This is a genomic window from Geobacillus sp. LEMMY01, assembly GCF_002042905.1.
Classification (GTDB): Bacteria; Bacillota; Bacilli; order Bacillales; family Anoxybacillaceae; genus Geobacillus; species Geobacillus proteiniphilus.
Genome location: NZ_MVKA01000005.1, coordinates 89,772 through 112,809, shown reverse-complemented (window position 1 = coordinate 112,809; position 23,038 = coordinate 89,772). Strand labels below are relative to the sequence as shown.

The following is a 23,038-nucleotide window of genomic DNA, read 5'->3' as shown; positions in this document are numbered from 1 at the left end:
CCAATACACGCCGGTGGATTCCATGGCGACATGGGTAACGCCATGTTCTTCGAGCCMCTCAAGCAGGTCACCAAGTCCCTTCGAGAACGTGGAGAAGGTTTGAATGTCCTTTTGAATGTGTCCATCTTCTTCCCATAGCGCGCAGGCGACGATGGTTTCGGCATGAACATCCAATCCTGCGCAGCGAGGATAGATGACATCCATGATGAAAATCCTCCTTTTCGATGATCGAGTGCGCAAACAGCGAATCCACGGGAGAAATGCGGCAGTTTTCCGTTCGTCGTCACCTTTCCTCTATCACAGGAAAGGGCGGACAATGGGTGGTGCACCCAGTGGATTCAAACACTTTTCCGTACAGGGTCTAAGCCACCATTAAGCATAACGTCCTGTTGAACTGTTTGCGCCTATTCTTCATTATGGGAAGAAAAGGGGGATTTTCATGCCCGGGTGGAGAGCAAAAATTGCTCATGGAACTTTTCTGTATTTTTCATCAATGTCGTCAGCGGATAAATCAAGCGGAATTAGGCGGCTCTCATAGTAAATGGGCAATGTCGCTTTGTCTTCGACCGCCTGAGCCATATCGTAGCGGTGGATAATATGTCCAAAAATTTCTTCTGTATTGTTATCAACAAAATCGACCGGGGTTCCTGTAAACCCAATATAGGAAGCGTTCGGCAACGCATAACGCAACTGAGCGGCAAATCCGCCCGCAAAACCGGCTTGGGTACGATGTGCTTCATCGGCAATCACAACAATGTTTCGTCTTTCCGATAAAACAGGGTGTCGGGTTTCTCCTTCTTTTTTACGGAATTTTTCAATAGTGGAGAAAATAATTTGTCCCGCTTCCCCTCTCAGTAATGTCCGCAACTGTTCGGTATTCTCCGCGCGATGCACATGGCCGATGTATGATTTCCCTTGCACAAACGTATCATGCAACTGTTCGTCCAAGTCATTGCGATCCACTTGAATGACAATAGATGGATTTTCCATTTGAGGATGGCGCGATAAAATTCCTGCGAAAAATAACATGCTTAGCGATTTGCCCGAACCCGTTGTATGATACATAACTCCGATTTTCCGATCTCCATCCGGACGCGTTGCACGGATCGCTTCATTGACAGCGAAGTTTACACCAAAAAATTGGTGATATTTCGCGCCAATTTTTGTAATTTTGCTTCCTTCCTCCAAAAAGACAATGAAATTACGAATATAATTTAGCAGACGGTCTTTTGGGAATAATCCTTCAATCAGCGTGCGCATCGTATTAGCACGGTTGTTATCGACACTTCGTCCATCAATCGATTTCCATGAAGCAAAGAAATCGTAATCGGCAAACGGCATCCCATGCTTCGTTTCCACGTTATCGGAAATGACAACAAAAGCGTTGTAGTTAAATAATTGCGAGATATCATACGTATAGTTTTGAATTTGGGTATATGCATCATAAACAGTCGCTTGCTCGTTGTTCGGATTTTTCAACTCAAACACAATCAGCGGCAAACCATTAATGTATATAACGATATCTGGCCGGCGGGACATGCGTCCTTCAATCGGTAATTGATTGACCACTAAAAAGTCATTGTTCTCTGGATGTTCCCAGTCAATCGGGAAAACATGAGGTGTGTACGTTTCATCGTTTACCTCATAAGAAAACTCAAGTCCTTTCGTCAGCATTTGGTGAAAATGCATATTTCGGTTAATCAATTTTACACCATCTGGCGCTGTTAGTATTTGAGCAAGTCTTTTTATTTCATGTTCAGGTATGGCCGGATAAGCCTTCTTTAAGAAGGCTTCCAACCGACCATAAAGAACTACCTCGTGAAGACTGTCCCGCTCTCCACGCTGAAACAATTCCTGCGCATGAAGATAGTCATAGCCTAACCGCTTTAAACGTTCAATCGTCGTTTCTTCAAATTCCGTTTCACCTAGAGGTCTCGTTGCCATGTTGCTTGCACCTCCTAGTCGAATGTAAGTCTATTAAAGCACTTCTTCTACTTGTTTTTCTGCTTGAGATACATCAATTTCACCAGATAAAAGGCGAGGGAGGAGATAGTCTCTAGTATGCATTAAACTAATATTTTGCTGTTCATTTTCAAGAATTAGTCGTATAATAGTTTCCATTTTTTTATTAAATTCGAAAATAACCTTATCATCAGGTAGAGCAATCTTGTAATTATACAAGTGTTCATTTTTTAAGTTCAATACAGTTGTACTGTTTGCAGAGGTAATACAGTGGTGTCGAAATAAATCAGAATTAAAGAGACAATATAATAAATACTTATACATTTTCTCTGTTTCAATCTTTGCTACACGTTGATTTAACCAATATTCTCTATGATCTTCTGGGATAAATCCCGCCCTTCCGATAATTCTACCTTCTCGGGTAACATCTGATAAAACAATTACTAAATCATTAGGTTTTAGTTTATATTTTTCATCAACAGAGTCATCAATTAGAAATTTTGTGTTATCGAGAAACTGAAGACCGGGACCTTCTTTAAAGTTCCCCATTCTTACGACTACTTTTTCATTTTCTTCATCACTAAACTGTTTACTTTTGAATGCGTATCCATGCTTTAAAGTAATAATTTCTTCCAAACGGATAACCTTCCATCCCTTTGGAATCATCCCTAATTCCGACTCCCTAAACTCTCCATCTTGAAACGGTCCAAAATCAACAAACCAATGTTTGTAAAGCGTCATTGCCATTTCTTCGAGGGTTTTGTTCATCTCTACATTGAGTTCAATTTTCCTATCAATACTACCTAGAATAGATGAAATTCTTTTTTGCGTTTCAAGGTCAGGTATCGAAATTATTTGGTCCTCAAATTGTTGTTTATCTACCCTCTGTCGCCCCGATGTACCTACCATCAACCTTTCAGCATTTTCACGAAATGCCTTGTTAGTCACAAGATAATACACAAAATCTGTATCTGTGATACCCTCTTTACCACGTAATACGATAAACTCGGTTGAACCAAAACCTTTCCCATTTTTGAGGTTTTTCACCTGTGCAATCTTGCCATTCTCAAGGCAGGGGGTTATTCGCGCAAAAAGTGTATCACCATTCTCAAATTTTGCTCCGCCAGACTTAAATTCTCTTTCTTCCTTTGCTTCTACTGGTTTATAAGAAGATTGAATAACATCCATACTTACAAACGGATATATTTCACCCTTTATAAGTTTTACGGTAGGGTTTACCTCGACTAAGTCCTTTAATTTTCCTTCAATCCATTTACTCACATCAATTCCTCCAAGTCTTTCTTAATCTTCTCTTGAAGGCGATTAGACTCTTCAAACTGTTCTAAAAGACGCTGAGTTAACTCAGCCATTTTTTCTTCAAACGGTACATCGTCTTCATTAGATACTTCCGTTCCAACATAAATCCCCGGTGTTAATTTGTAGTCATTGGCTCGTACTTCATCAATTGTTGCAACTTTACAGAACCCGACAATATCTTCGTATCCTTCAGCACCTTCGTATTTGTAGGCACGATAAACAGCTGCGATTTTATCAATTTCTTCTTTAGATAGCGCTTTTTGCTTACGGCTGACGAGAGTTCCCATTTTACGAGCATCGATAAACAAAATTTCATTTTTTCTAGCTCGGTAACCGTTTTTGCCGTCACGGTTTTTGCTTAAAAAGAATAAGCAGCATGGAATGCCTGTGGTAAAGAACAGTTTTTCAGGCAATTGAACAATGCAGTCAATATATCCTTCGTCCACTAATTTTTGACGAACCTCTTTCTCCTCTTTCACATTCGTCGTCATCGCTCCGTTTGCCATGACAAATCCTGCGGTGCCTGCATCGTTTAAATGGTATAGAAAGTGCTGCATCCACATATAGTTTGCATTGCTGTTTGTAACTGGCCCGATTAAGCGCGGGTCATTTTTTGATAAACGGTCTGCTCCCCAGTCTTTTTGGTTAAACGGCGGATTGGCAATCACGTAATCGGCCTTTAAATCAGGGAACTGATCGTTTAATAGCGAGTCTCCTAAACGAATTTCCGCATTGATGCCATGCAATAAAACGTTCATTTTTCCAAGACGTACGGTCGTTACCACATTTTCTTGTCCGTAAAACGAAAGGGCGTGTTTGTTTGGCGCATATTCTTCACTTTGTATAAACATCCCGCCGCTACCGCACGCAGGATCAAACACAATCCCGCTTTTCGGCTCCAGCATAGCAACAAGCAACTTAACGATACTGGATGGCGTAAAGAATTCTCCACCTCTGTTGCCTTCAGAAGCGGCAAAAGAACTAATAAAATACTCATATGTACGGCCCAATATATCTACACTGTCATCCGTATTGGCGCTAAATACATCACGAGAAAAAATTTCGATTAATCCTGCCACGTTTTCAGGTGGCAAGTTCGAACCTTGGTAAATTCGCGGCAATATGCCTTCCAGTTCTGGGTTTTCCTCTTCAAGACGCTTCATCGCATTATCAAGAATCTCTTTAATATTCGGCTGCTTGGCGTTTTTCATAATATAAGACCAACTTGCTTCTTCAGGCACTACAAAGACGTTTTCTGCCTTATATTGGTCCGGGTCGGTGATGATGATTTGCCGCATTTCATCATCTTCCGTATACCAATCGCTGCTTGGATCTTTTACGATTTGCTCTAATTCTTTTCGGCGCTTTTCGTACTTGTTAGAAAGGTAGCGCAAAAAGATTAATGGAAGTACATAGTGCTTATAATCAGCAGGAGCCACACTCCCGCGCATTTTATTTGCTGCCTCAAACAACTCCTTCTGAAAATCGATGTCTGCTTTTACAGTCATATTATGTTCACCCCTGTTAGTTTCAAAATATAGAAAGAACCGTTCTTTCAACGCAGTTGAAATAATCCAAGCATGTTTGACCATGGGCTCAGATCTATTTTACTAAAACATTCCGGAAAACAATATCGAAATTTGTCGAAACAAAAATTGATCATCATACACACGACTTGTTCATGGAGGCGCGGCCTCGTTTCTCGGTCATAAGCGCATGGTCATGCATCATTCACTCCCCCATCATCCCCACCACTTCGCGAAACACGGCCGACGGCTGCCTGCGGAGCAGTTCGGCGGGGATTGTTTTGTGCTTTGCGCCGTTTGTGATGATGAGACGGCCGCTTTCCAGGCGGATGGACACGTTTTTGACGCGGTATGCGGTGATTTTGGACGCCTGATCCAAGTAGCGGGCGTCAAGGTCGAAGCGAATGCGGTCGGACAGCCGCCGCAGTATGCGCCAAAGGGCGATTTCGTCCTTCGATTTCATGAACAGCTCGGGCAGTTCTTTCGCTTGTTTGAGCGTGTTGAGCGTCGTCATCGCATAGACGGCGATGCCGTAGCCGACGGGACGGATGACGTTTTGGAGAAAGTTCCAGCTTTCGACTTCGAAGCGAACGTATTCGTCATCGCTTCGTTTTGGCAGTTCGGCGATGGCCGAGCGTTTGACGATGTTCACGGCGGTGATTTTGCCAAAGCACGTGACCCCGTTTTGCGGGGCGGCTCCTTGTTTCGGGTAAAGGGCGATGTAGCGCGCCGTTTGCCAACCTTTTTTCAGCTGCTTGACCGGGATATGGTAGAAGCGATGCTTCAAGTAGGCTTCGTAATGCCGCGCGCTTGGCACCATGCCGACGAGCACATGCTCATCGAACGCCGACCGCCATTCTTCGATGATCCCTTGCGGCAGGATGCCTTCGTGTTGCAGTTCTTCGGGATTTTTTTCGATCAGCCGCTCGATGAACTGCTCGACCAGGCGGGTGGCGTTCGGCAAAAACGGCAGGCCGCCGATGTTGACGTCGTTGATGCTTTTGTACAGCGGGTGCTCTTGGTAGCTGTCCTCGTCATGCCACGGGAACAGCACGTAGGCGCCAAAGGCGGTGCGCTCGTATGGGCCGCCGCGGCGGGCGACAAGCGAATCGCGGTAGCGGTGCATCGTGTTGATGTCGTCTTCCATCGGTCCCGGCATTCCGTACCGTTTTTCGTATGAGCTGCCCGAAACGGCGAAGTCCAGGCGGTATTTGGCGTCAAAAATGTAGTTGAATGTATAGTCTTTTCCCTTCTTTTCGATCGCCAAAACCGTGTCAGGCATTTGCGGGACGGTTGGCAGCCTTCCTTCGTACGGCTGATAGGTCAGCGTGATTCGCTCGCCGGTGTACGGATGTTCGTACACCCGCTTGGCGGAGCGGTTTTTTTCGAGATTGACGAACAGCCCTAAGCGGTTCACTTGGATGACATTTTGGCTGATGAGTTTGTATTTTTTCCCGAGGAGCTGCCCGAGCTTCAAAAACGTCCAATACTCGTACAACGTGGCGACGTCTTTTACGGACATTCGGTACAGCTTCCCTTGCAAGGCGAGGCCGCGGGTGATGATGAGAAACAGCTGATAGGCGTCGCGGTACCCGGGCGCCATTTGCAGGACGAGGCTCATGACGGAGCGGTCAAGCCGCCCGATCGGCCGCCAAAAAGAGTGACGAAGCCGAGTTTCGAGCGCGCGGATCATCGATTGGATGCGCTTAAGCAAATCCGGATCCGGTTCTGTTTCATACCGATGTTGTTTCATCTGCACGTGTTCGAACAAATCGAGCAGCTTCTCGACAAGGCGCGTCATCATCCATTTGACGAACCGGTTTTCGAGCGTGTCGTACGTCAGTTCTTTTTTCGCTTTGAGCCCCGATCGCGGCATGACGGAGCGCTCTCCGATGTCGATGCCGCGCTTGACGTCACGGAACACTTGCGGCCGCTTGCGCAAATCGTTTCTTCCTGCCGCATCCAAACGGCCGAGCTGGTCGCCGCGCACCCTCACATGGACGGTCGACAGTTGATGGTGCGGCTGCCGCTCAATATGCCGAATGGCATGCAAAAAGTCGCCAATATGCGCTTCCATGAGCCGGAAAAATTCACTTCTTGACGGAGCGCCGTCGCGTCTCGCTTTTGTCCGCTGGTACGTGCGCTTGATGAAGTGAAACGCCAAGTTGTAGATTTCTTCGCTTACTTCGTCAAGAAGGATTTGGTAGTCTTGTTTATATGTCAGCTTCGTCGGAAAAATTTCGATCGTCACGTCCAAAATGGAACGGCTGCCGTCGCGGATTTCCAACGTCGACAGCCCGACTTCATTCGGGAAATAGAGGTTGCCCATCAACACCGCCTGTCCGCCGATGTCAACGCGGCTGACAACGTTCCGAATGGCTGGCGATTCATGATAAAAGGTAAGCACCCGCTCGGTTTTCGGAACGACGAGCAGCTGATAGACGCCGTTTTCAAAGAAAATCGGACGGTGGCCGCCCGACCAGTCGACAAGCTCCCCGGCGTCAACGTCAAACAGTTTGACGTCCAAGATGTCTTCGCCGCTGACGAAAAATTCCATCGTCTCGTGGAAATCGAGGCGGCGGTACTGCTGAAGCCCTTCGTATTGTTCGTGGTACGGCTTTCCTTTGATCACGAGCGTGAGCTGTTTCGTTTCGATATGGACAAGCTCGCGGTCGTCACGCCCCGAGCCAGAACGAAGTGAAGCCATCGTCCTCTAACCTCCGCAGCATCTGCCAAATTTTCTCCGCACTTTTTGGATAGTTGGCATACGAAACATCAAGCACGCCGCCGTATTCGCCGTCCGGTTCAAAGCCGGCGCACAGGACAAACAGTCGCTTGAGCGCTGTTTCCAACCGCGCGTCGCTTCCTGAGAGGCGCGGCAATATTTTTTGCATCAGGCAATAGTCGAACGCCTTGGCAAATTCCATCAGCTTTCCTTCTTCGTTATAAGCAAGGTAGAAGCAAATTTCATCGCGGACGCGGTAGCCGATATGAGCGCCGAGCGGCTCGAGGATGCGGTTGATCTCCACGAGCTTTTTCGTCACGGTTTCAACAAGCTCTGGGCAGTGTGCATACACATCTTTCAAATGCAAATACCGCGGCGCGAACAGCTCCTGTCCGACGGGCAGGGGCGCGACGGTTGGCAAATCGCGCAAAAAGTCGAGATGGTCGAGCTGGACGCGGTTGAACTCGATCGTGTTCGCCCGGTCGAGCACTTTTTTGCTGAAGGGGTAGGTCGTCTCGTCCATGTTGACCGTGCCGATGATGTAGACGTTCGGCGGGAGAACGAGATCGCACCCTGCTGTTTCTCTCGGCAGCAACCGCGACGAGGTGATGAGCCCGTTTTCCCAGCGGCGGCTTTCCATGACGCTTAAGACATCGCTGAAGTAATGTTCCACACGGGCGAGGTTCATCTCATCCAACACGACGAAATACGGTTTGTCCGGATGCTTCTTCGCTTCGATGATGACGTTGGTGAGCGGCCCGGGCTTGAAATCGCCTTTAATATCGACATAGCCAAGCAAATCAGAGCTGTCGTTCCAGTCCGGGCGGACGGGAATTAAGGTGAAGCGGCCGTTGTCTTCCGTCGCGCCGACGCTCTCGGCGAGCCATTGAACGATTTTCGTTTTCCCGGTTCCAGAAATGCCGGATAGGATGACAAACGGTTTTGTTTTTAACGATAGAAAGAGATTTGTCACTTCCTCTTTCGTATAATAGAACCCTTTGGACGCTATGTACGAATGAATATGCTCCACAACCGTTTGATAGGAAAGCCGAGCCCCAGGCGGCGCCATCGTTTCTGTTCGCTCCACATATTGTTGGTAATAACCGATCATCGTTTCGAGGTCGCGCGCGAGTTGTTCATCGGATGGCATATCGTCAAACGAATAGGCGATATACGCCGCCACCGACCGTTCGTAGTCTTTCGCCCGTTTGCTTTCGCCAAGACGGATGTCATCATCCGTCCGCACGCGTTCTTCAGCGGGAATGAGTTGGCGGATGTCCCGCTTCACTCGCTCCATTTCGTCTCTCGGCGTCTCCGTCACTCCTTGGGCGAGCGTCAAATAGAGCCGGCGCATATCCTCACTGAACAAGTAGGCGATATAATACCCCCGCTGCGTGGAATCCGTCACTTCTTGGTCCATCACCGCCACCCACGGCACGTCGGTCCATACCCCTTGACCGACGGAGCCTTTCACCACATACCGGTCAGGCAGCAGGAAAGGCAACGCTTTCAACGCCTCTGGAATTGCTCGCGTCACCAACTGAAACGACCGCCGCTCTTTTGAAAATTTTTCGCGTTTTTCTTGCTCGTAAATCGTCATCACTTCACGGAAAAGATGATGCAATGACATTGAGAACGGCTCCTTCGTGTAGAAATTTTATTCTTCGTTTCTATTTTTCTTCTATTCTACTAAAAAAGCGGCCGTCCCCACCAGTGGGAAAGCCGCTTGTTCCGTCAGAAGTTAGCATCTTTTGTCATGCTTTACCGTCCATTTTATCGTTATCTTACTTTTTTCACCTTCTAGGAACCCTTGATAGCTTTGCTGGTTCATGTGCTTTGAGCCCTTCATCTCCGGTAAAAATCTCAACCTCCCATCGCTTCGATCTCTCCTTCTGCCGTTAGTTTTCCAATCGATCCGCCAGCTAAAAGCTTAGGCAGTGCTTGAATATCTTCAAGAGGAATCAGTTCACTTGTTCCATCTTTTCTGGAACGGTGAGCAACAATATTGAACGCTCTCCCACCTACGCAAATGCTTAGAGGTGGGAGATTCAAGGCGCCGATTCATCCCCACTTACGCTAGTCGCGTTGAAGTGGGGAACTTCTCGGTTAGAGATGATAAGTGGAATCATCTCTGGCCCTAACTCGTCAAGTAAAGCGGGATTATGGGTCATCATCAGAATATCAATCTGACGATCTGTGCCGATCTCATTTAACATATCGATAAGGAGACCTGCTCGGGAAGGATGCAAACCGTTATCAATTTCTTCAATAACGATATCAAACTTTTAGACGGACGCGTCAATAAAGCCACTAAAATCGCGATGAAGCGAAGCGTCCCGTCAGACATACCGCGCGCATCAACGATTAACTTTTCGTTGCTTCCAAACCATGTATAATATTGCATCCGTTTGAAAACAGACAACTTTTTTTACAAAAATTGTTAATAACCACGATTCATTGCAAAAGTTTACTTATGTATGACCAGTGAAGGTAATGATTTAACAAGGAATGTCGTTCAATCACCAAATTTCTCAAATTGAGAAACTTTGTAAAAGCTGTGCTTCTCTTTATTCAGAGAATATCGATCCAAGAAAAACGGCTGTTTTTCACCGACCTTCTATAAAGAAAACGGCTTGAGGCGCCGCATCGATCCCTCAAGCCGCTTGTTCGTTATTCAGCCGCCAGGGCGTCGGCCTTTGTTCGGTGCACAGTGCCGCGCGGATGCTGCGGAGGTGCATAGATGGAATAGAGCTTCAGCGGGACATTTCCGGTGTTGATGACATTGTGCCATGTTCCAGCTGGAACCATAATCGCGGAACCGACGCGCACGTTTCTTTCCAACGTCAACTCGTCTTTCCTCTTGCCCATTCGGACAATTCCTTCACCTTGTTCAATGCGCAAAAATTGATCGACGTGATGGTGAATTTCCAATCCAATATCTTCCCCGACATTCAGGCTCATCAACGTCACTTGCAAATGCGGCCCGGTCCATAAAGCGGTGCGGTACGTATCGTTTTGTTTCGCGGCCTCGTTGATCGAAATGACAAACGGCTCCGGCCCGTAATCTTTCAGCTTTATGTTCTCTCTGTAAGGAACCGGCCCGTAAACAGGCGGCCCTCCATAGTAGTAGTAGTGCACGGGCGGATAGACATAGGGCGGATATGGATAAGCATACGGGTAGACATAAGGATGGGAGGGCATAAAAGAAATGGTGTACATCGTTTCACCTCTTCCTCGATTGATCATCTTAATCTTATGCAAAACGGCGAGGAATTTGACTGGCGTTTTTGGCGGGTCTTTTCTGACAGGCGCCCGCCGCCCACTTGCGAAGACGTTCATAGGCAATGGCCACGATGGATTGTAGACGTTCACCTATGTATAACTAGGAGTGAGTATGCTACAATTGGGATAAGGCTATCGACGCAAAAATGCGCGGCGGGCCGCTGACAAGTTTCCGTACTCACGAGGAGGAATGCATTAATGAAAGCCCCTGCCCTGTTTCTTGCACACGGTTCGCCGATGTTGGCGATCGAGGACAATACGTATACGACGTTTTTGAAAAAGCTTGGGGAAGGGATTCGTCCGCAGGCGGTGGTCATCTTTACAGCGCACTGGATGACCCGCCAACCGACGGTTTCGGCGGTTGAGGGAACGTATGACATGATTTACGATTTTTCCGGTTTTCCGCGCGAGTTGTATGAAGTGGTTTATCCGGCGCGCGGGTCGGTCGAGTGGGCGGAACGCGTGCGGGAGCGCCTAGGCGGCGCAGCGGAAGTGGCCGTTGATCCCACGCGCGGGTTGGATCACGGTTCTTGGGTGTTGTTGCACCGCCTATTTCCCAACGCTGACATCCCGGTCGTGCAAGCGTCGGTCGTGCCGTGGTGGACGCCAAAACAATTGTTCCAGCTCGGGGAAGCGCTGCGCCCGCTGCGGGATGAGGGCGTGATGATCATCGGCAGCGGCGGGACGGTGCACAATTTGATGGCGCTCCGTTGGGAAGGTCACGCTGAAGCGGACGCATGGGCCGTTGCGTTTGATGATTGGCTCCTCAGCCGATCAGCCGCCCATAGTGAAGAGGTGTTCGATTATGAGAACAAAGCGCCCTACGCCAAGCAAGCCGTGCCCACACCGGAGCACCTCGCACCATATTGGATCGCTTACGGCGCGGGCAGTCGTGACCAAGCGCCGCGCGTGTTGTTCCGAGAATATCAGTATGGAAGCTTAAGCCTCATGGCTGTGTCTTTTTAAAAGGCCCGCCTCCGACGCCACCGCGTGGGGACGGGCCGTTTCTTTGAGACAAAGCAGCGTTCTCATTTGCCACAGCACTTTTTATACTTTTTCCCGCTGCCGCATGGGTCTTTGCGGCCAGTTTTTGGTGGAAGACGTGGGATGTTCTCAAAGAAAGGCCGTCCTTGAATAGCGTTCAGACAGGACCGTTCTCTGTTTCGATGCAAAAGACGCTAGTCTTGTTCAACACGGCTACACATCTTGCAAATGATATTGTTTTTGACACTCCACACGCCTAAAGGCGTAGGATTCTTGGGTCGTTCGCGTCCTCATCCATTTCTGGTTTGGACAACGCCCAAGTTCGGGGGTGTGTCATCACCCCGTCCCATCGGGTTAAGATGTACCCCAATGGGCGGCGCACCTGTGACCAGTGCGCTAGGTTCGGCGCTCAAACCCGAAATCGCTTTGGCGATGTTGATCGCCCCATTTAAGTCGGCGTGGATGGCGTATCCGCACGCTTGGCATTGGAAGCGGATGCCGTTTCGGTTTCCTTTATCTCGATAGCCGCATCGACAGGTCTGGCTTGTGTAGGTCGGATTCACCCACTCGACCCGAATGCCTGCCATTTCGGCTTTGTAGGCAATCATCGTTTGCAATTGATGGAACGCCCAAGAATGAAGGCTTCGTCCTGCTTCTTTGGCCGATGTTGCCCGCTTTCGAATCCCTGTCAACTCTTCCATCCGAATCACGCCAACACCGTTGGCGAGGGCAAAACGGACGATTTGACGGCTGATTTTATGGTTTATATCCTTCATCCAGCGGGACTCTTTACGGCCGATTTTGCGAATCATATGGAGCTTCTTGGCTTTGCCYAACTTTCGMCGCAAAGCCGCATATCGTCGGCGAATGAAAGCGCATTGGCTGCCCTTGAAAAACAACGATTTCGTTCCAACGCTGGCAACGGCRATATARCGAAGTCCCAAATCAACGCCCATTGCCTTGGTTTCTTCCCGTTGTTGGACTTCAACTGTGATCGCAACAGCCAAGCACCATTTCTTTCTCTTTTTGTAGAGCTTGGCTGCCCCTTGTTTGACGGTTCCATCGAGCAGCCGATTCAGCCATGCTTCTTGATAGGGGCGCGTGACCACTGGCACGCCAATTCGCTTCTCCAGTGTGGGGAATGAAACGGTGTAGAACTCTCCTTTCTTTTCAACCTTTACGTTTTGATTGTTAAAGCAACACCATAATGTTCGAAACTTCTTTGTTTTCTGGTTTTTCTTTTGGGACTTCACTTCTCGAATCGTCTGATTCGCGACGGCAGAAGGAAACTGCTGCGACGAAAACTCTTTAAATAGTTTGCTCGTCGCTTGATTCAGCTCGGGATGATTCAACAGCCAATTCGCAAACGCTGTATTCACTTCTGTCATCCGTTCGTACATGTCTTGTTTGACTTTCGTTGGTTTGTGCAATTCCAGCCTTAGTGTGATCGTCGGCATGAATTCACCTCCTTGCGACGATGACAGGATACCATTTTTTTCATAATCATTCAATATAAGAAAACGGCTCGCTTTCATCCCTCCCCTAAAGGAGTGGGCTTTCTCGCTCGCAGGTCTGCAAGCGGAAAATTTGCGGTGACAGCGGCCGGCATTGTCGCATTTGCCGTAAGCCTGGCGGCAGCGTCAAACGGGCGCTTGAGCACATTGACGGCATCCGTGACGTGCGCGTCCAAGTGACATGGAACCCGCCATGGACGCCCGAGCGGATGAGCGAAGAAGCGCTCCGGCAGCTTGGGCATTTTTCCTGAAACGGTCCACATTTGCACGCTTTAGGGATGGAGGACTGGACAACACAGCGCAAACACAAAACGACACGGAACAACGGGCATTTCCGTGTCGTTTGCTTTTCTCCTCCATGACGCCCGCCTCCGGTTGGCGTTTGATCGGCTATTCAAGCAACACGTTCCACAACCATGCCATCAAAGGAACGATGACAAAAAAGGCCAAGGCGATGTACCCGAAGCACCGAATCCACCGGGGAAATCCCCGCCAATCGAGGGATTCCCGCTTCATCGGCCCTCCCGCGGCGATCCGATCCAACTGTTCGGTCGGCGAAAACACCCGGTCGTCCATCCGTTGAATCTCTTCTGTCCGTTGCGTTTCATGCCTCTCTTCTTCTCGAGATCCCTTCATGACGCCCCCTCTTCCCCATGATTTTCATGAACAGACCAAAACGATGTTTCCATCTAACATCCAGCATCCTCAAACGTTCGACCTAATCAGCGGTTGATGTTTTCCTCTTCATTATACCGTTTCTCATCGTCAGAAAGCACCCATATTTTCCACGCCTTTCATGAGGGAAGACCAATGCACTCCTTCGAAGTTGGGAGAGGCGCCGAAGCGGTCCTTTCCTCGCTGCCCGGAGCCTCCGCTCATTCCTTCACCCGCAGCAGGCGCATGCTGTTGAATGTCACGAGCAGCGTCGCGCCCATGTCGGCGAACACTACGAGCCAAAGGGTGAGCCAGCCCGGGACGGCGGCGGCGAGCGCCAACGCTTTGAGTCCTAAGGCGACGGCGATGTTTTGCCGGATGACGGCAAGCGTTCGGCGGCTGAGGCGGACGGTGTACGGCAGCTGGCGCAAATCATCGGCCATGAGCACGACATCCGCTGTCTCCAAGGCAGCATCCGTCCCCGCCCCGCCCATCGCCACACCAATATCAGCAGCGGCTAAGGCAGGGGCGTCGTTCACCCCGTCGCCGACCATGGCGGTGATGCCGCAGCGCTGTTTCAGCTCGCGGATCGCCGAAAGCTTCTGTTCCGGAAGCAGCCCGGCGCGAATATCGGATACGCCCGCTTGGCGGCCAATGGCCTGTGCCGTTTGCTCGTGATCGCCCGTCACCATTGCCACTTCCGCCACGCCAAGGCGCCGCAATGCCGTGACGGTGTCCGGCGCGGACGGCCGCAGTGGATCGGCCGCGGCGACAAGCCCCAACAGCCGATCGGCCGTGCCGACGGCCATCACGGTTTTTCCTTCTTTGCGGAAGGCGGTGATTCGCTCTTCCGCTTCATCCGGCAGCTCACCGATCAAGCTGGTGAACAAGGCCGGGCTGCCGATATAATACGTTTCGTTTCCGACGGCGGCCTTGACTCCCTTTCCGGTCAACGACTGAAACGCATCAACCGGCGCGTCAAGAAACGGCGCTCCCTCCTCTTCCGCTTTGCGGACGATGGCAGAAGCCAAAGGGTGCTGCGACCGTTTTTCGATGGCGGCGGCGATGGCCAACAGCTGCTCGCGTGTTCCTTCATATACGATGACATCGGTCACGGCCGGTTTCCCTTTCGTCAACGTCCCGGTTTTATCGAAAGCAATGGCTCGCAGCCGGCCGATTTGTTCGAGATGCACGCCGCTTTTGATGAGCACGCCGCGCCGGGCCGCGTTTCCGATGGCCGTCACAATCGCCACCGGCGTCGAGATGACGAGCGCGCACGGGCAGCCGATGACAAGAATGGCAAGACCGCGGTACACCCAATCAAGCCAGTCACCGCCCATCACAAGCGGCGGCACAATGGCGATCAGAAGCGCGATCACGATCATAAACGGCGTATAATAGCGAGCGAACCGGTCGATGAAGGCCTGCGACGGAGCCCGCTCCGCTTGCGCCTCTTCGACGAGGTCAATCATTTTCGCCAATGTCGTCTCATCCGCCCTCTTCGTCACCTCGACTTCGAGGAACCCTTCCCCGTTAAGCGTCCCGGCAAACACCGCAGCGCCGGGTGCTTTTTCTGCCGGCAAACTTTCGCCGGTAATCGCCGCCTCATTGACCGTTGACGCACCATTCACCACAACGCCGTCCAAGGCGATTTTCTCCCCTGGTTTGACGATCATCACATCCCCGATGCGAACGTCCTCAACCCGAACCGTCATTTCCTCCGCACCGCGCCGAATGGTCGCCTCCGCCGGCGCCATTTCCATCAGCGACTCAATCGATCGGCGCGCCCGGTCCATCGAATAGCGCTCGAGCGCTTCACTGATGGCGAACAAAATGACAACAACCGCCCCTTCTTGCCATTCGCCAATGGCCGCCGCGCCAAGAATGGCGATCGTCATTAACGTTTTCATGTCAAACTGCCAGCGGAGCAGATTGCGAAGCCCGGTCCGAAACAGCGAGTAGCCGCCGATCACGATCGCGGCGACATAGGCAGCCACCGCCAACCAGCCGCTGTCCGTTGTCGACGTTGCCCAGCCAATGGCCAGCAACGCGGCGGCAATGCAGACGTTCCGATTCTCTTTCTTCTTCCAAAACGGCTCCTGCCTGGCCGGGCGTTCACGTTCTTCACGAATGGTCAATTGTTCAAACGCCCCCGCTTGCTCAAGTTCATCAATCGTTGCTTCGCCCCAAACGGTGAGCTTGGCGGCGCCAAAGTTCACTTTCGCCTCTTTCACGCCGGGCAGGGACTTCACGTTCCGCTCAAATTGGGCCGCGCAGTTTGTGCACGTCAGTCCTTGCACGCGGTATGTTTTTGCCTCGAGCCGATTCAATGTTTGTTCATTCCCCACGGCCGTCCCCCTCTTTCTGATGGGCGAGCGCGACAAGCAGCAGCTCGCGGATATGATCATCATCCAGCGAGTAAAAGGCAAGTTTCCCCTCTTTTCGATATTTCACAATTCCTTGTTTGTACAAGATGCGCAAATGATGGGATGCCGTCGCCACCGTCGCACCGATCACGTTTGCGAGGTCACAGACGCACAGCTCCTCTTCACCGCAAAGCGCATACACGATTTTCGCCCGGTTTTCATCGGCAAGCGCCTTAAAAAAAGGGACAATCGCGGCAATGTTTTCATCGCGAAGCCGCCGCTGAACCCGCTCGACTTTCTCTTCGTCATAACAGTAAATGTCGCAAACATCATCGCGATGCATTTCTTCCCGCTCCTCGCCAACATTCAAATGTTTGTTTGAATATAGAATAGCATATTTCCTTCCTATATTCAAATATTCATTTGAATGAGAAATGTGCGCAAACGAAAAATCCGCCATCTTTCGAAAGGCGGATTTCGTTTTGGAAAGCTGACTTCCATTTGCCCTGTCCATGTGTCCACTGTCATCGCCGTCGCTTACACATGCTCGCGAAACCAGCGCACCGTCTCCAAAAACGCTTCACGCGTCACTTTATGGCCGGCGTGCGGGTCGGCGATGAACTGCAGCCGGTCTTCGTTTCCTTTATAAAATGGCTTAATTTGCTTGTAAAATTCATATGTATAACTATACGGGACGACTTGGTCGGCTTTCCCGTGCCAGATGAACAGCGGCCGCCCGGCGAGTGTTTCCGGCTGCTTGGATAAATCGTAGCGGGCGAGCTTTTCTTTTTCGAGCGCAAGCAGCGTCGGCGGCATCGGGATGTCGATTTGGCGCCGCTTCGCTTCTTCCATCATCGCGTCAAAAAAGGCGCTGTAGTTCGGGCAGCCCATGAGCGCCACCGCCGCCCTCACCCACGGATAGACGGCGAGCGCGCCGAATGTAACGATGCCGCCCATCGATGTCCCAGCAAGCCCGATCCGTTCGGAATCCGCCAGCCCGCGGCTGACAAGGTCGTTTTTCATCTCCTCGATTTCGGTGATCGTGCGCACCACAATGTCCCAAAACGACAGCTGCAATTTCCGTTCGCTCAAGCCTTCGTCCCGCTCGCCGTGAAACAGCGCGTCGGGAAGCACAGCGCGATAGCCTGCCTCGGCAAGCAAGTAGCCGAAATGCAAATTATGCTCTTTCGCGCTTGTAAAGCCGTGGATAAAGAAAATAAGCGGCAGCCGTTCGTCCCGCTTTTCCGGCTTGACAACATGAAGCACCGGCACATCAGCCAGCCGTTCTTTTTCAACGATGACCATGGCAGTCCAAACCCCTTCTGTCTTTTTCCATCGCTGTATAGTGTATCATATAGACAGCGATTTTGGAAAAGAGTTACACTAGAAAGCGGAAAGAATTACAAAGCAAAGGAGTCGAGCATGAAACGATATTTGATCGCGCTGGATTTAGACGGAACGCTGCTGAAAGAGGACAAAACGATTTCTCCGTTCACGAAAGACATCATCGGCCGCGCCATCGACGCTGGCCATCTCGTCGTCATCGCCACAGGCCGGCCGTACCGGGCGAGCCGCATGTATTACGAGGAACTCGGGCTTACGACGCCGATCATCAATTTCAACGGCGCGTTTGTCCACCATCCACGCCAGCCGTCGTGGGAGATGCGCCATTTTCCGTTACCGTTGGCGATCGTGAAAGACATTGTCGAACTTGGGGAAACGTATCGAATCAAAAACATTTTGGCGGAAGTGATGGACGACGTCTATTTCCACGAACATGACGACGTCCTGCTCGACATCGTCCGCCTCGGCAACCCGACCGTGGAAATCGGCGACTTGCGCCTTTCGCTTGGCAAAGACCCGACGAGCGTGCTCGTGTATACGGATGGCGACCATATCGAGCAAATCCAATCGCATTTGTCGCACGTCTACGCCAACGTCGTGCATCACCGGCGCTGGAGCGAACCGTGGCATGTCATTGAAATCATCCGCCATGGCGTCCATAAAGCGGCTGGATTGAAACAAGTGGCGGACTACTTCGGCATCCCGCGGGAGCGCGTTATCGCTTTTGGCGATGAAGACAACGATCTCGAAATGATCGATTGGGCTGGTCTTGGCGTCGCCATGGGCAATGCCATTGAGCCGCTAAAAACCGTAGCCGATGACATGACAGCGAGCAATGAAGAAGACGGTATCGGTTTGTACTTGCAAGACGTTCTAGGCCTGTAGCTTTCCTCCTATTCAAAAAGCTCCGCCGCGAATGCCGTCTTGCCGCCCTTCCGATGCCATCGGCCCATGAGATTCTCCATCGAGCGAAACGAGTGAATGAGCGGTTGTTTGTAACGAATTTCCTTACTACTGTTCCCCCCATGCGGTTACACTATACGTGACGCAACGTGCGTCTTCATTTTTTAAAGGGGGAATCGGTCATGGGCAAACGAAACAAATCGAAGCGTTTCGTCCAGCAAAGCGTCGATGCGGTTGAACGGCATGACAAGCGAATCCCTTATCACTTGACGTACGCCGAGGCGGAAGCGCGCAAGGCGGAAAAAGCGGTCGAAACGTCGCTTGGAGGCGCGTAACGATGGGCAATCGTCTATTTCAGGAAGCGCGCAAAGCAGTCGCGCAGGCGAAACAAGCCGCCAGCGGCAAGATTGACATGAGCGTGGACCGCGCCATTGCCATCGCCAAAAACGCCTTGTCATCCGCGTACGCGCATTCCAACACGGCGGAAAAAGCGCAGTTGCGTCAATTTCAAGCTGAGCTTGATCAAATCACCCAATGAAAGGCTGCGGGCCATCCGCAGCCTTCTTTCTGATTCATCGTCTTTTACTTTCCATATTGTGTTTCCACGCCAAAACCGATACACTAAACCTATGAACCGTCATTCATCCCGCCCAAGGAGGGAACGGATATGTCCATTCAAATCATCACCGACAGCGGAGCGGATTTACCGCAGTCGTACATTCGCGAGCACCGCATCGCGTTTTTGCCGCTTGTCGTTTATTGGAACGGTCAAGATTACGAAGACGGCATTACGATCGAACCGAAGCAAGTATATGACGCCATGCGCCAAGGGCATACGGTGAAAACGGCACAGCCGAGCCCGCTGGCGATGAAGGAACTGTTTTTGCCATACGCCAAAGAAAATCGGCCATGTTTGTACATCGCCTTTTCATCGAAATTATCCGGTACATACCAAACGGCGATGGCCGTGCGCAGCGAGCTGCTTGATGAATATCCGGAATTTCGCCTGACGATCATCGACTCGAAATGCGCCTCTCTTGGCCAAGGGCTCGCCGTCATGAAAGCGGTCGAGCTGGCGGAGCGAAACACACCGTACAACTTGCTTTGTGAAACGATCGAATCGTACTGCCGCCATATGGAGCACATTTTCACCGTCGACAACTTGGACTACCTCGCGCGCGGCGGCCGCATCAGCAAAGCCGCCGCGGCGTTCGGCGGGCTGCTCAACATCAAGCCGCTTCTCCATGTCGAAGACGGAGCGCTTGTCCCGCTTGAAAAACTGCGCGGGCGGAAAAAAGTGTTGAAACGAATGGTCGAGTTGATGGGTGAACGCGGCGACGATCTGCAAAAGCAAACGATCGGCATCAGCCACGCGGATGACGAAGAAACGGCGCTTGAGCTGAAGCGGATGATCGAAGAAACACACGGCTGCACGCGCTTTTTCCTCTCCGACATCGGCAGCGCCATCGGCGCCCACGCCGGGCCGGGGACGATTGCGTTGTTCTTTTTGAACAAGTATATGGAAATATAACACGGTTCGCCGTGACAAAGGCGCCTCTGACAGCCTAGGCGCCTTTGTTCATCATCGGAGTTGATCGAGAAGATTGTAGTAGTAGTATGTTTTGGACCGCATCCGCCCATCCGAAAAAATGAGCTTCTGCTCCTCAAACCGATTCAAATAGCGCCGAACCGTCGCTTCCGGCAAACCGGTCAACTCCGCCATCTGCTTAGCGGTAAAAATCGGATGCTGGAACATGACATTGACAACGGTTCGAATATTCTGGCTGTTCACAAGCGCGCTCGCCTTTTCCAAATCCTCTTCATACAAATCGTTTACTTTTTGAATCAATCGAACATTTTGTTTTGCTTGTAAATGGACGCATTGCAAGAAAAACTGAATCCATGGCGTCCAGTCGCCTTTGTAACGGGTATCATTCAAATAGCGGTAATTTCCATAAACTACCTCACCGCATTTCAATATCGTTCCTTTCCATTTGCCCATACTAATGGCGAACGACCGAAGCAAAAGGAGGGCTACCGATGCCAAACACAAGCGACAACGACAAAAAAGCGCGCGACAACCAAGCGAAGCGCCATGAGAAAAACATGATGCGCGAGAAAAACCGCGAAGCCGGGAAGTTCGCGTATTCGAAGAAGACGGATCATTTATGATGGGCATAAAACGAAAGGCGGCTCAATCGCCGCTTTTTTGTTTTGTCTTCCTTCATTTCCACACCATTCCCTATTCCCAACCAAAAGGCGACATGGACCTTCTAGTCCTTTGCTTATGGTTGCCTTCCTCCCCACCATTTTCTATAATGAAAGTACATCACACGCCCGGGAGGTCGCATATGTCGAAAGAAAGTTCGTTCGATATCGTATCGAAAGTCGATTTGGCGGAAGTGGCGAACGCCATCAACATCGCCATGAAAGAAATCAAGACGCGCTATGACTTCAAAGGAAGCAAAAGCGACATTTCGCTCGAGAAAGACGAGCTCGTTCTCATCTCCGACGACGAGTTTAAGCTTGAGCAGCTGAAAGATGTGCTCATCGGCAAGCTCATTAAGCGCGGGGTGGCGACGAAAAACATCCAATACGGCAAAATCGAGCCGGCCGCAGGCGGCACGGTGCGCCAGCGCGCCAAGCTCGTCCAAGGGATCGACAAAGAGAATGCGAAAAAGATCAACACGATCATCAAAAACACCGGCTTGAAAGTGAAAAGCCAAGTGCAAGACGACCAAATCCGCGTCAGCGGCAAAAGCAAAGACGACTTGCAAAAGGTGATCGCCGCCATTCGCGAAGCCGATTTGCCGATTGACGTGCAGTTTGTAAACTACCGCTGAAACAGGCAGAAGCGCGCTGCTGCCTGTTTTTTCATAAATAGAAACCTTTCGTTATGGGGGAGGAAGCAAGCGTGTCTGATTGGGGGATGATCGTTTCGTTTCTTCTCGGTTTTTCCTTTCAATGGGTAGCCAAAAAGTTAGAAAAATGGAACGCAGCCTTATACGCCCGCCTATTCGCTGCATTGATTGGAGCTGTTTGGGCATGGTGCGGTTTTGTTCAAGGCGGATTGCTGCAGTCTGTTGCGATGCTCGGCGCGTTTTGGCTCAGTTACGAAGTCATCCCGCTGCCGAAACAAAACCGCGTGCCAACATATGACATCATTACCGAACTGCAATCGAAAGGAGCAAAAGAAATTCTTGTTCCACGCGAAAAAAAGCGAGCGTTGCTTGACATCGGCTTCTCCTCCTTATTCATCGGCATCGCCATTCCTTACTTTTGGATCGGCTCTCCATCTCCCGTTGTAGAGCTGTTTCTCCTATACGGCTTTTTATCGATGGCGACACGGCTTTTCAAACGGATGGCGCTTTTTCGTTCGCTCCGCCTGTTTTATGACCAAAACGACCATGCGCTCTATCTCATCTCTTCCGTTGAGGCGAAACGATATCCATTGGATCAGTGCGTTGACATCCAAGTGTATACAGCCCCGGATATTTTGCAGCTATTCCATCTGTTTCACTTGTTCTCCCCTCATGCCGACTATACGGTCAACATGGGAAAAACGTGGAAGCTGTCGTTTGACGGGGAACGAGTGTATCTCAATCCTGGATCGCTGGCATCAATGAACATCTTTCCAAAACCGTTGTCTTCGCAGAAAGAGATTCGCATCCAGCCGTTTTATCATCCAAGCAATTGGAAGCGGATGCTTGGAAAAGCGTATTTTTCTGCTATTGTCAAAGGGGTCGGAGCTTACGCCGCCCTTCTTGCCTTGCTGGCGTATTGGAAAGTCGATTCCATCACCATTATCGCCGCCATTCTCTTTTTTTGGGCAATCAACCTATTCATTTCTGATCGAGTTTTGAAAATCGCTCTCGATATGAAACCGGTCACGAATCCACCTATCCAGCACATCATTCGGACCATTTGCGCACGGGCCGGCCTCCCCCGTCTTGCAGTTTATACAACAGAGTCAAGCGACTACAACGGCTTTGCGGCAGGCCCTTACATCGGTCGATCGCTGATCGCCTTGACATCGGAAACGTTGAAACTTCCGCGCGATGCGTTGGCAGGGGTCATCGCCCACGAAGCCGTCCATGTCAAAAAGCGGGACGTTTTAACATTCTTCAGTCGAGAAGTCTCCCACTTCTAAATCTTGCGAAGCTTGATGAAAGTGGGAGATGAATCGACTTCGGACAAGGACAGGCTTTTGCCTGTTCAATTGTCCGACCCTGTGGTAAAATAAACCTATGCCGTTCTTTCATAACTGGATATAGGAGGTTGCATGGAGAAAATAAAATGCGAAAACCAAGCGGATCCTTCCATGCGTAAAATATCCAAGGTACAAAAGAACTCCGAATTGTCGGACATCTAGGGTTGGAACGACCCGAAGTCACGCTCAGGGAGACGAAAGGCGGCTTTCGTCGTGGAACTGAGAAGCTCCCACTTCAAGCTTTAGCTAAG

23 protein-coding genes and 2 pseudogenes are annotated in these 23,038 nt (G+C 50.5%); 9 read left to right on the top strand and 16 right to left on the bottom strand.

The window, feature by feature from the left end; all coding sequences use genetic code 11:
- The 9 genes and pseudogenes from B1A75_RS04210 to B1A75_RS04175 form a co-directional block, all read right to left on the bottom strand.
- The coding region (locus B1A75_RS04210; protein WP_139761703.1) for an IS110 family transposase at positions 1-204 on the bottom strand (204 nt) is incomplete at its 3' end.
- Between the two features lie 267 nt (positions 205-471).
- Positions 472-1,944 (bottom strand): annotated as a pseudogene (locus B1A75_RS04205) (type I restriction endonuclease subunit R); the annotation flags it as partial.
- Positions 1,945-1,977: 33 nt separating this feature from the next.
- On the bottom strand, positions 1,978-3,243 hold the full coding sequence (locus B1A75_RS04200; protein WP_079935804.1) for a restriction endonuclease subunit S: 1,266 nt from the start codon (positions 3,241-3,243) through the stop codon (positions 1,978-1,980).
- On the bottom strand, positions 3,240-4,787 hold the full coding sequence (locus B1A75_RS04195) for a type I restriction-modification system subunit M (RefSeq protein WP_079935803.1): 1,548 nt from the start codon (positions 4,785-4,787) through the stop codon (positions 3,240-3,242). Before B1A75_RS04195 ends, B1A75_RS04200 begins: the two co-directional genes overlap by 4 nt.
- A gap of 223 nt (positions 4,788-5,010) precedes the next feature.
- Entirely contained in the window at positions 5,011-7,512 is a 2,502-nt protein-coding gene (locus B1A75_RS04190) for a restriction endonuclease-like protein (protein WP_079935802.1), read from the bottom strand.
- Positions 7,481-9,160, bottom strand: coding sequence for an MrcB family domain-containing protein (locus B1A75_RS04185; protein WP_079935801.1), 1,680 nt, complete (start codon positions 9,158-9,160; stop codon positions 7,481-7,483). Before B1A75_RS04185 ends, B1A75_RS04190 begins: the two co-directional genes overlap by 32 nt.
- Positions 9,161-9,578: 418 nt before the next feature.
- Positions 9,579-9,746 (bottom strand): hypothetical protein, encoded by a 168-nt coding sequence (locus B1A75_RS20625; RefSeq protein WP_371878454.1) that lies wholly within the window; start codon positions 9,744-9,746, stop codon positions 9,579-9,581.
- Positions 9,740-9,877 (bottom strand): hypothetical protein, encoded by a 138-nt coding sequence (locus B1A75_RS20730; RefSeq protein WP_476701671.1) that lies wholly within the window; start codon positions 9,875-9,877, stop codon positions 9,740-9,742. The genes B1A75_RS20625 and B1A75_RS20730 overlap by 7 nt, the downstream gene beginning before the upstream one ends.
- Before the next feature lie 323 nt (positions 9,878-10,200).
- Complete coding sequence (locus B1A75_RS04175) at positions 10,201-10,749, bottom strand: cupin domain-containing protein (protein WP_074044404.1); 549 nt, start codon at positions 10,747-10,749, stop codon at positions 10,201-10,203.
- Positions 10,750-11,010: 261 nt separating this feature from the next.
- Between B1A75_RS04175 and B1A75_RS04170 the strand changes: the two genes are divergently transcribed.
- On the top strand, positions 11,011-11,778 hold the full coding sequence (locus B1A75_RS04170) for a DODA-type extradiol aromatic ring-opening family dioxygenase (RefSeq protein ID WP_074044403.1): 768 nt from the start codon (positions 11,011-11,013) through the stop codon (positions 11,776-11,778).
- Between the two features lie 62 nt (positions 11,779-11,840).
- On the opposite strand, the gene B1A75_RS20620 is transcribed toward B1A75_RS04170, so the two are convergent.
- Together B1A75_RS20620 and B1A75_RS04160 are read right to left on the bottom strand one after the other, a co-directional pair.
- Positions 11,841-11,984, bottom strand: a complete 144-nt coding sequence (locus tag B1A75_RS20620; protein ID WP_079935800.1) for an SEC-C metal-binding domain-containing protein — start codon at positions 11,982-11,984, stop codon at positions 11,841-11,843.
- A 102-nt stretch (positions 11,985-12,086) separates the two neighbouring features.
- Positions 12,087-13,253, bottom strand: a complete 1,167-nt coding sequence (locus B1A75_RS04160) for a transposase (RefSeq protein WP_254866599.1) — start codon at positions 13,251-13,253, stop codon at positions 12,087-12,089.
- A 176-nt stretch (positions 13,254-13,429) separates the two neighbouring features.
- Here B1A75_RS04160 and B1A75_RS20190 point away from each other — a divergent pair.
- Positions 13,430-13,561, top strand: a pseudogene (locus B1A75_RS20190) (metal-sulfur cluster assembly factor); the annotation flags it as partial.
- Positions 13,562-13,700: 139 nt separating this feature from the next.
- Here B1A75_RS20190 and B1A75_RS04150 read toward each other — a convergent pair.
- From B1A75_RS04150 to B1A75_RS04135, 4 genes are all read right to left on the bottom strand, one after another.
- Positions 13,701-13,946: a hypothetical protein gene (locus tag B1A75_RS04150; RefSeq protein ID WP_079935799.1), complete on the bottom strand. Its 246-nt coding sequence runs from the start codon at positions 13,944-13,946 to the stop codon at positions 13,701-13,703.
- A gap of 239 nt (positions 13,947-14,185) precedes the next feature.
- Positions 14,186-16,312 (bottom strand): heavy metal translocating P-type ATPase, encoded by a 2,127-nt coding sequence (locus B1A75_RS04145; RefSeq protein ID WP_079935798.1) that lies wholly within the window; start codon positions 16,310-16,312, stop codon positions 14,186-14,188.
- Positions 16,302-16,673, bottom strand: coding sequence for an ArsR/SmtB family transcription factor (locus B1A75_RS04140; protein WP_074043033.1), 372 nt, complete (start codon positions 16,671-16,673; stop codon positions 16,302-16,304). Before B1A75_RS04140 ends, B1A75_RS04145 begins: the two co-directional genes overlap by 11 nt.
- Positions 16,674-16,867: 194 nt before the next feature.
- Entirely contained in the window at positions 16,868-17,635 is a 768-nt protein-coding gene (locus B1A75_RS04135) for an alpha/beta fold hydrolase (protein WP_074043034.1), read from the bottom strand.
- Between the two features lie 117 nt (positions 17,636-17,752).
- On the opposite strand from B1A75_RS04135, the gene B1A75_RS04130 reads away from it, so the two are divergent.
- The 4 genes from B1A75_RS04130 to B1A75_RS04120 all read left to right on the top strand — a co-directional run bounded on the left by B1A75_RS04130 (position 17,753) and on the right by B1A75_RS04120 (position 20,108).
- On the top strand, positions 17,753-18,559 hold the full coding sequence (locus tag B1A75_RS04130; protein WP_074043035.1) for a Cof-type HAD-IIB family hydrolase: 807 nt from the start codon (positions 17,753-17,755) through the stop codon (positions 18,557-18,559).
- Between the two features lie 200 nt (positions 18,560-18,759).
- Entirely contained in the window at positions 18,760-18,912 is a 153-nt protein-coding gene (locus tag B1A75_RS19785; RefSeq protein WP_015374103.1) for a hypothetical protein, read from the top strand.
- Positions 18,913-18,914: 2 nt separating this feature from the next.
- Positions 18,915-19,115 (top strand): DUF3813 domain-containing protein, encoded by a 201-nt coding sequence (locus B1A75_RS04125; protein WP_074043036.1) that lies wholly within the window; start codon positions 18,915-18,917, stop codon positions 19,113-19,115.
- A gap of 129 nt (positions 19,116-19,244) precedes the next feature.
- Positions 19,245-20,108, top strand: coding sequence for a DegV family protein (locus tag B1A75_RS04120; protein WP_074043037.1), 864 nt, complete (start codon positions 19,245-19,247; stop codon positions 20,106-20,108).
- A gap of 51 nt (positions 20,109-20,159) precedes the next feature.
- Here B1A75_RS04120 and B1A75_RS04115 read toward each other — a convergent pair whose 3' ends face one another.
- Positions 20,160-20,603 (bottom strand): Fic family protein, encoded by a 444-nt coding sequence (locus tag B1A75_RS04115; protein WP_239691184.1) that lies wholly within the window; start codon positions 20,601-20,603, stop codon positions 20,160-20,162.
- 14 nt (positions 20,604-20,617) lie between these two features.
- Here B1A75_RS04115 and B1A75_RS04110 point away from each other — a divergent pair, with 14 nt between their 5' ends.
- The 3 genes from B1A75_RS04110 (at position 20,618) to B1A75_RS04100 (ending at position 22,727) form a co-directional block, all read left to right on the top strand.
- Positions 20,618-20,749: a DUF3941 domain-containing protein gene (locus B1A75_RS04110; protein WP_008879040.1), complete on the top strand. Its 132-nt coding sequence runs from the start codon at positions 20,618-20,620 to the stop codon at positions 20,747-20,749.
- A gap of 179 nt (positions 20,750-20,928) precedes the next feature.
- Positions 20,929-21,420, top strand: a complete 492-nt coding sequence (locus B1A75_RS04105) for a YajQ family cyclic di-GMP-binding protein (RefSeq protein ID WP_015374092.1) — start codon at positions 20,929-20,931, stop codon at positions 21,418-21,420.
- A 71-nt stretch (positions 21,421-21,491) separates the two neighbouring features.
- Complete coding sequence (locus tag B1A75_RS04100; protein ID WP_254866598.1) at positions 21,492-22,727, top strand: M48 family metalloprotease; 1,236 nt, start codon at positions 21,492-21,494, stop codon at positions 22,725-22,727.
- The last annotated feature ends 311 nt before the right edge of the window (positions 22,728-23,038 follow it).

Coding starts and splice junctions, on each gene's coding strand:
- B1A75_RS04195 (WP_079935803.1), bottom strand. CDS start 4,787: ATGACTGTAAAAGCAGACATCGATTTTCAGAAGGAGTTGTTTGAGGCA.
- B1A75_RS04190 (WP_079935802.1), bottom strand. CDS start 7,512: ATGGCTTCACTTCGTTCTGGCTCGGGGCGTGACGACCGCGAGCTTGTC.
- B1A75_RS04185 (WP_079935801.1), bottom strand. CDS start 9,160: ATGTCATTGCATCATCTTTTCCGTGAAGTGATGACGATTTACGAGCAA.
- B1A75_RS20625 (WP_371878454.1), bottom strand. CDS start 9,746: ATGTTAAATGAGATCGGCACAGATCGTCAGATTGATATTCTGATGATG.
- B1A75_RS20730 (WP_476701671.1), bottom strand. CDS start 9,877: ATGTCTGACGGGACGCTTCGCTTCATCGCGATTTTAGTGGCTTTATTG.
- B1A75_RS04175 (WP_074044404.1), bottom strand. CDS start 10,749: ATGTACACCATTTCTTTTATGCCCTCCCATCCTTATGTCTACCCGTAT.
- B1A75_RS04170 (WP_074044403.1), top strand. CDS start 11,011: ATGAAAGCCCCTGCCCTGTTTCTTGCACACGGTTCGCCGATGTTGGCG.
- B1A75_RS04150 (WP_079935799.1), bottom strand. CDS start 13,946: ATGAAGGGATCTCGAGAAGAAGAGAGGCATGAAACGCAACGGACAGAA.
- B1A75_RS04140 (WP_074043033.1), bottom strand. CDS start 16,673: ATGCATCGCGATGATGTTTGCGACATTTACTGTTATGACGAAGAGAAA.
- B1A75_RS04135 (WP_074043034.1), bottom strand. CDS start 17,635: ATGGTCATCGTTGAAAAAGAACGGCTGGCTGATGTGCCGGTGCTTCAT.
- B1A75_RS04130 (WP_074043035.1), top strand. CDS start 17,753: ATGAAACGATATTTGATCGCGCTGGATTTAGACGGAACGCTGCTGAAA.
- B1A75_RS19785 (WP_015374103.1), top strand. CDS start 18,760: ATGGGCAAACGAAACAAATCGAAGCGTTTCGTCCAGCAAAGCGTCGAT.
- B1A75_RS04125 (WP_074043036.1), top strand. CDS start 18,915: ATGGGCAATCGTCTATTTCAGGAAGCGCGCAAAGCAGTCGCGCAGGCG.
- B1A75_RS04120 (WP_074043037.1), top strand. CDS start 19,245: ATGTCCATTCAAATCATCACCGACAGCGGAGCGGATTTACCGCAGTCG.
- B1A75_RS04110 (WP_008879040.1), top strand. CDS start 20,618: ATGCCAAACACAAGCGACAACGACAAAAAAGCGCGCGACAACCAAGCG.
- B1A75_RS04105 (WP_015374092.1), top strand. CDS start 20,929: ATGTCGAAAGAAAGTTCGTTCGATATCGTATCGAAAGTCGATTTGGCG.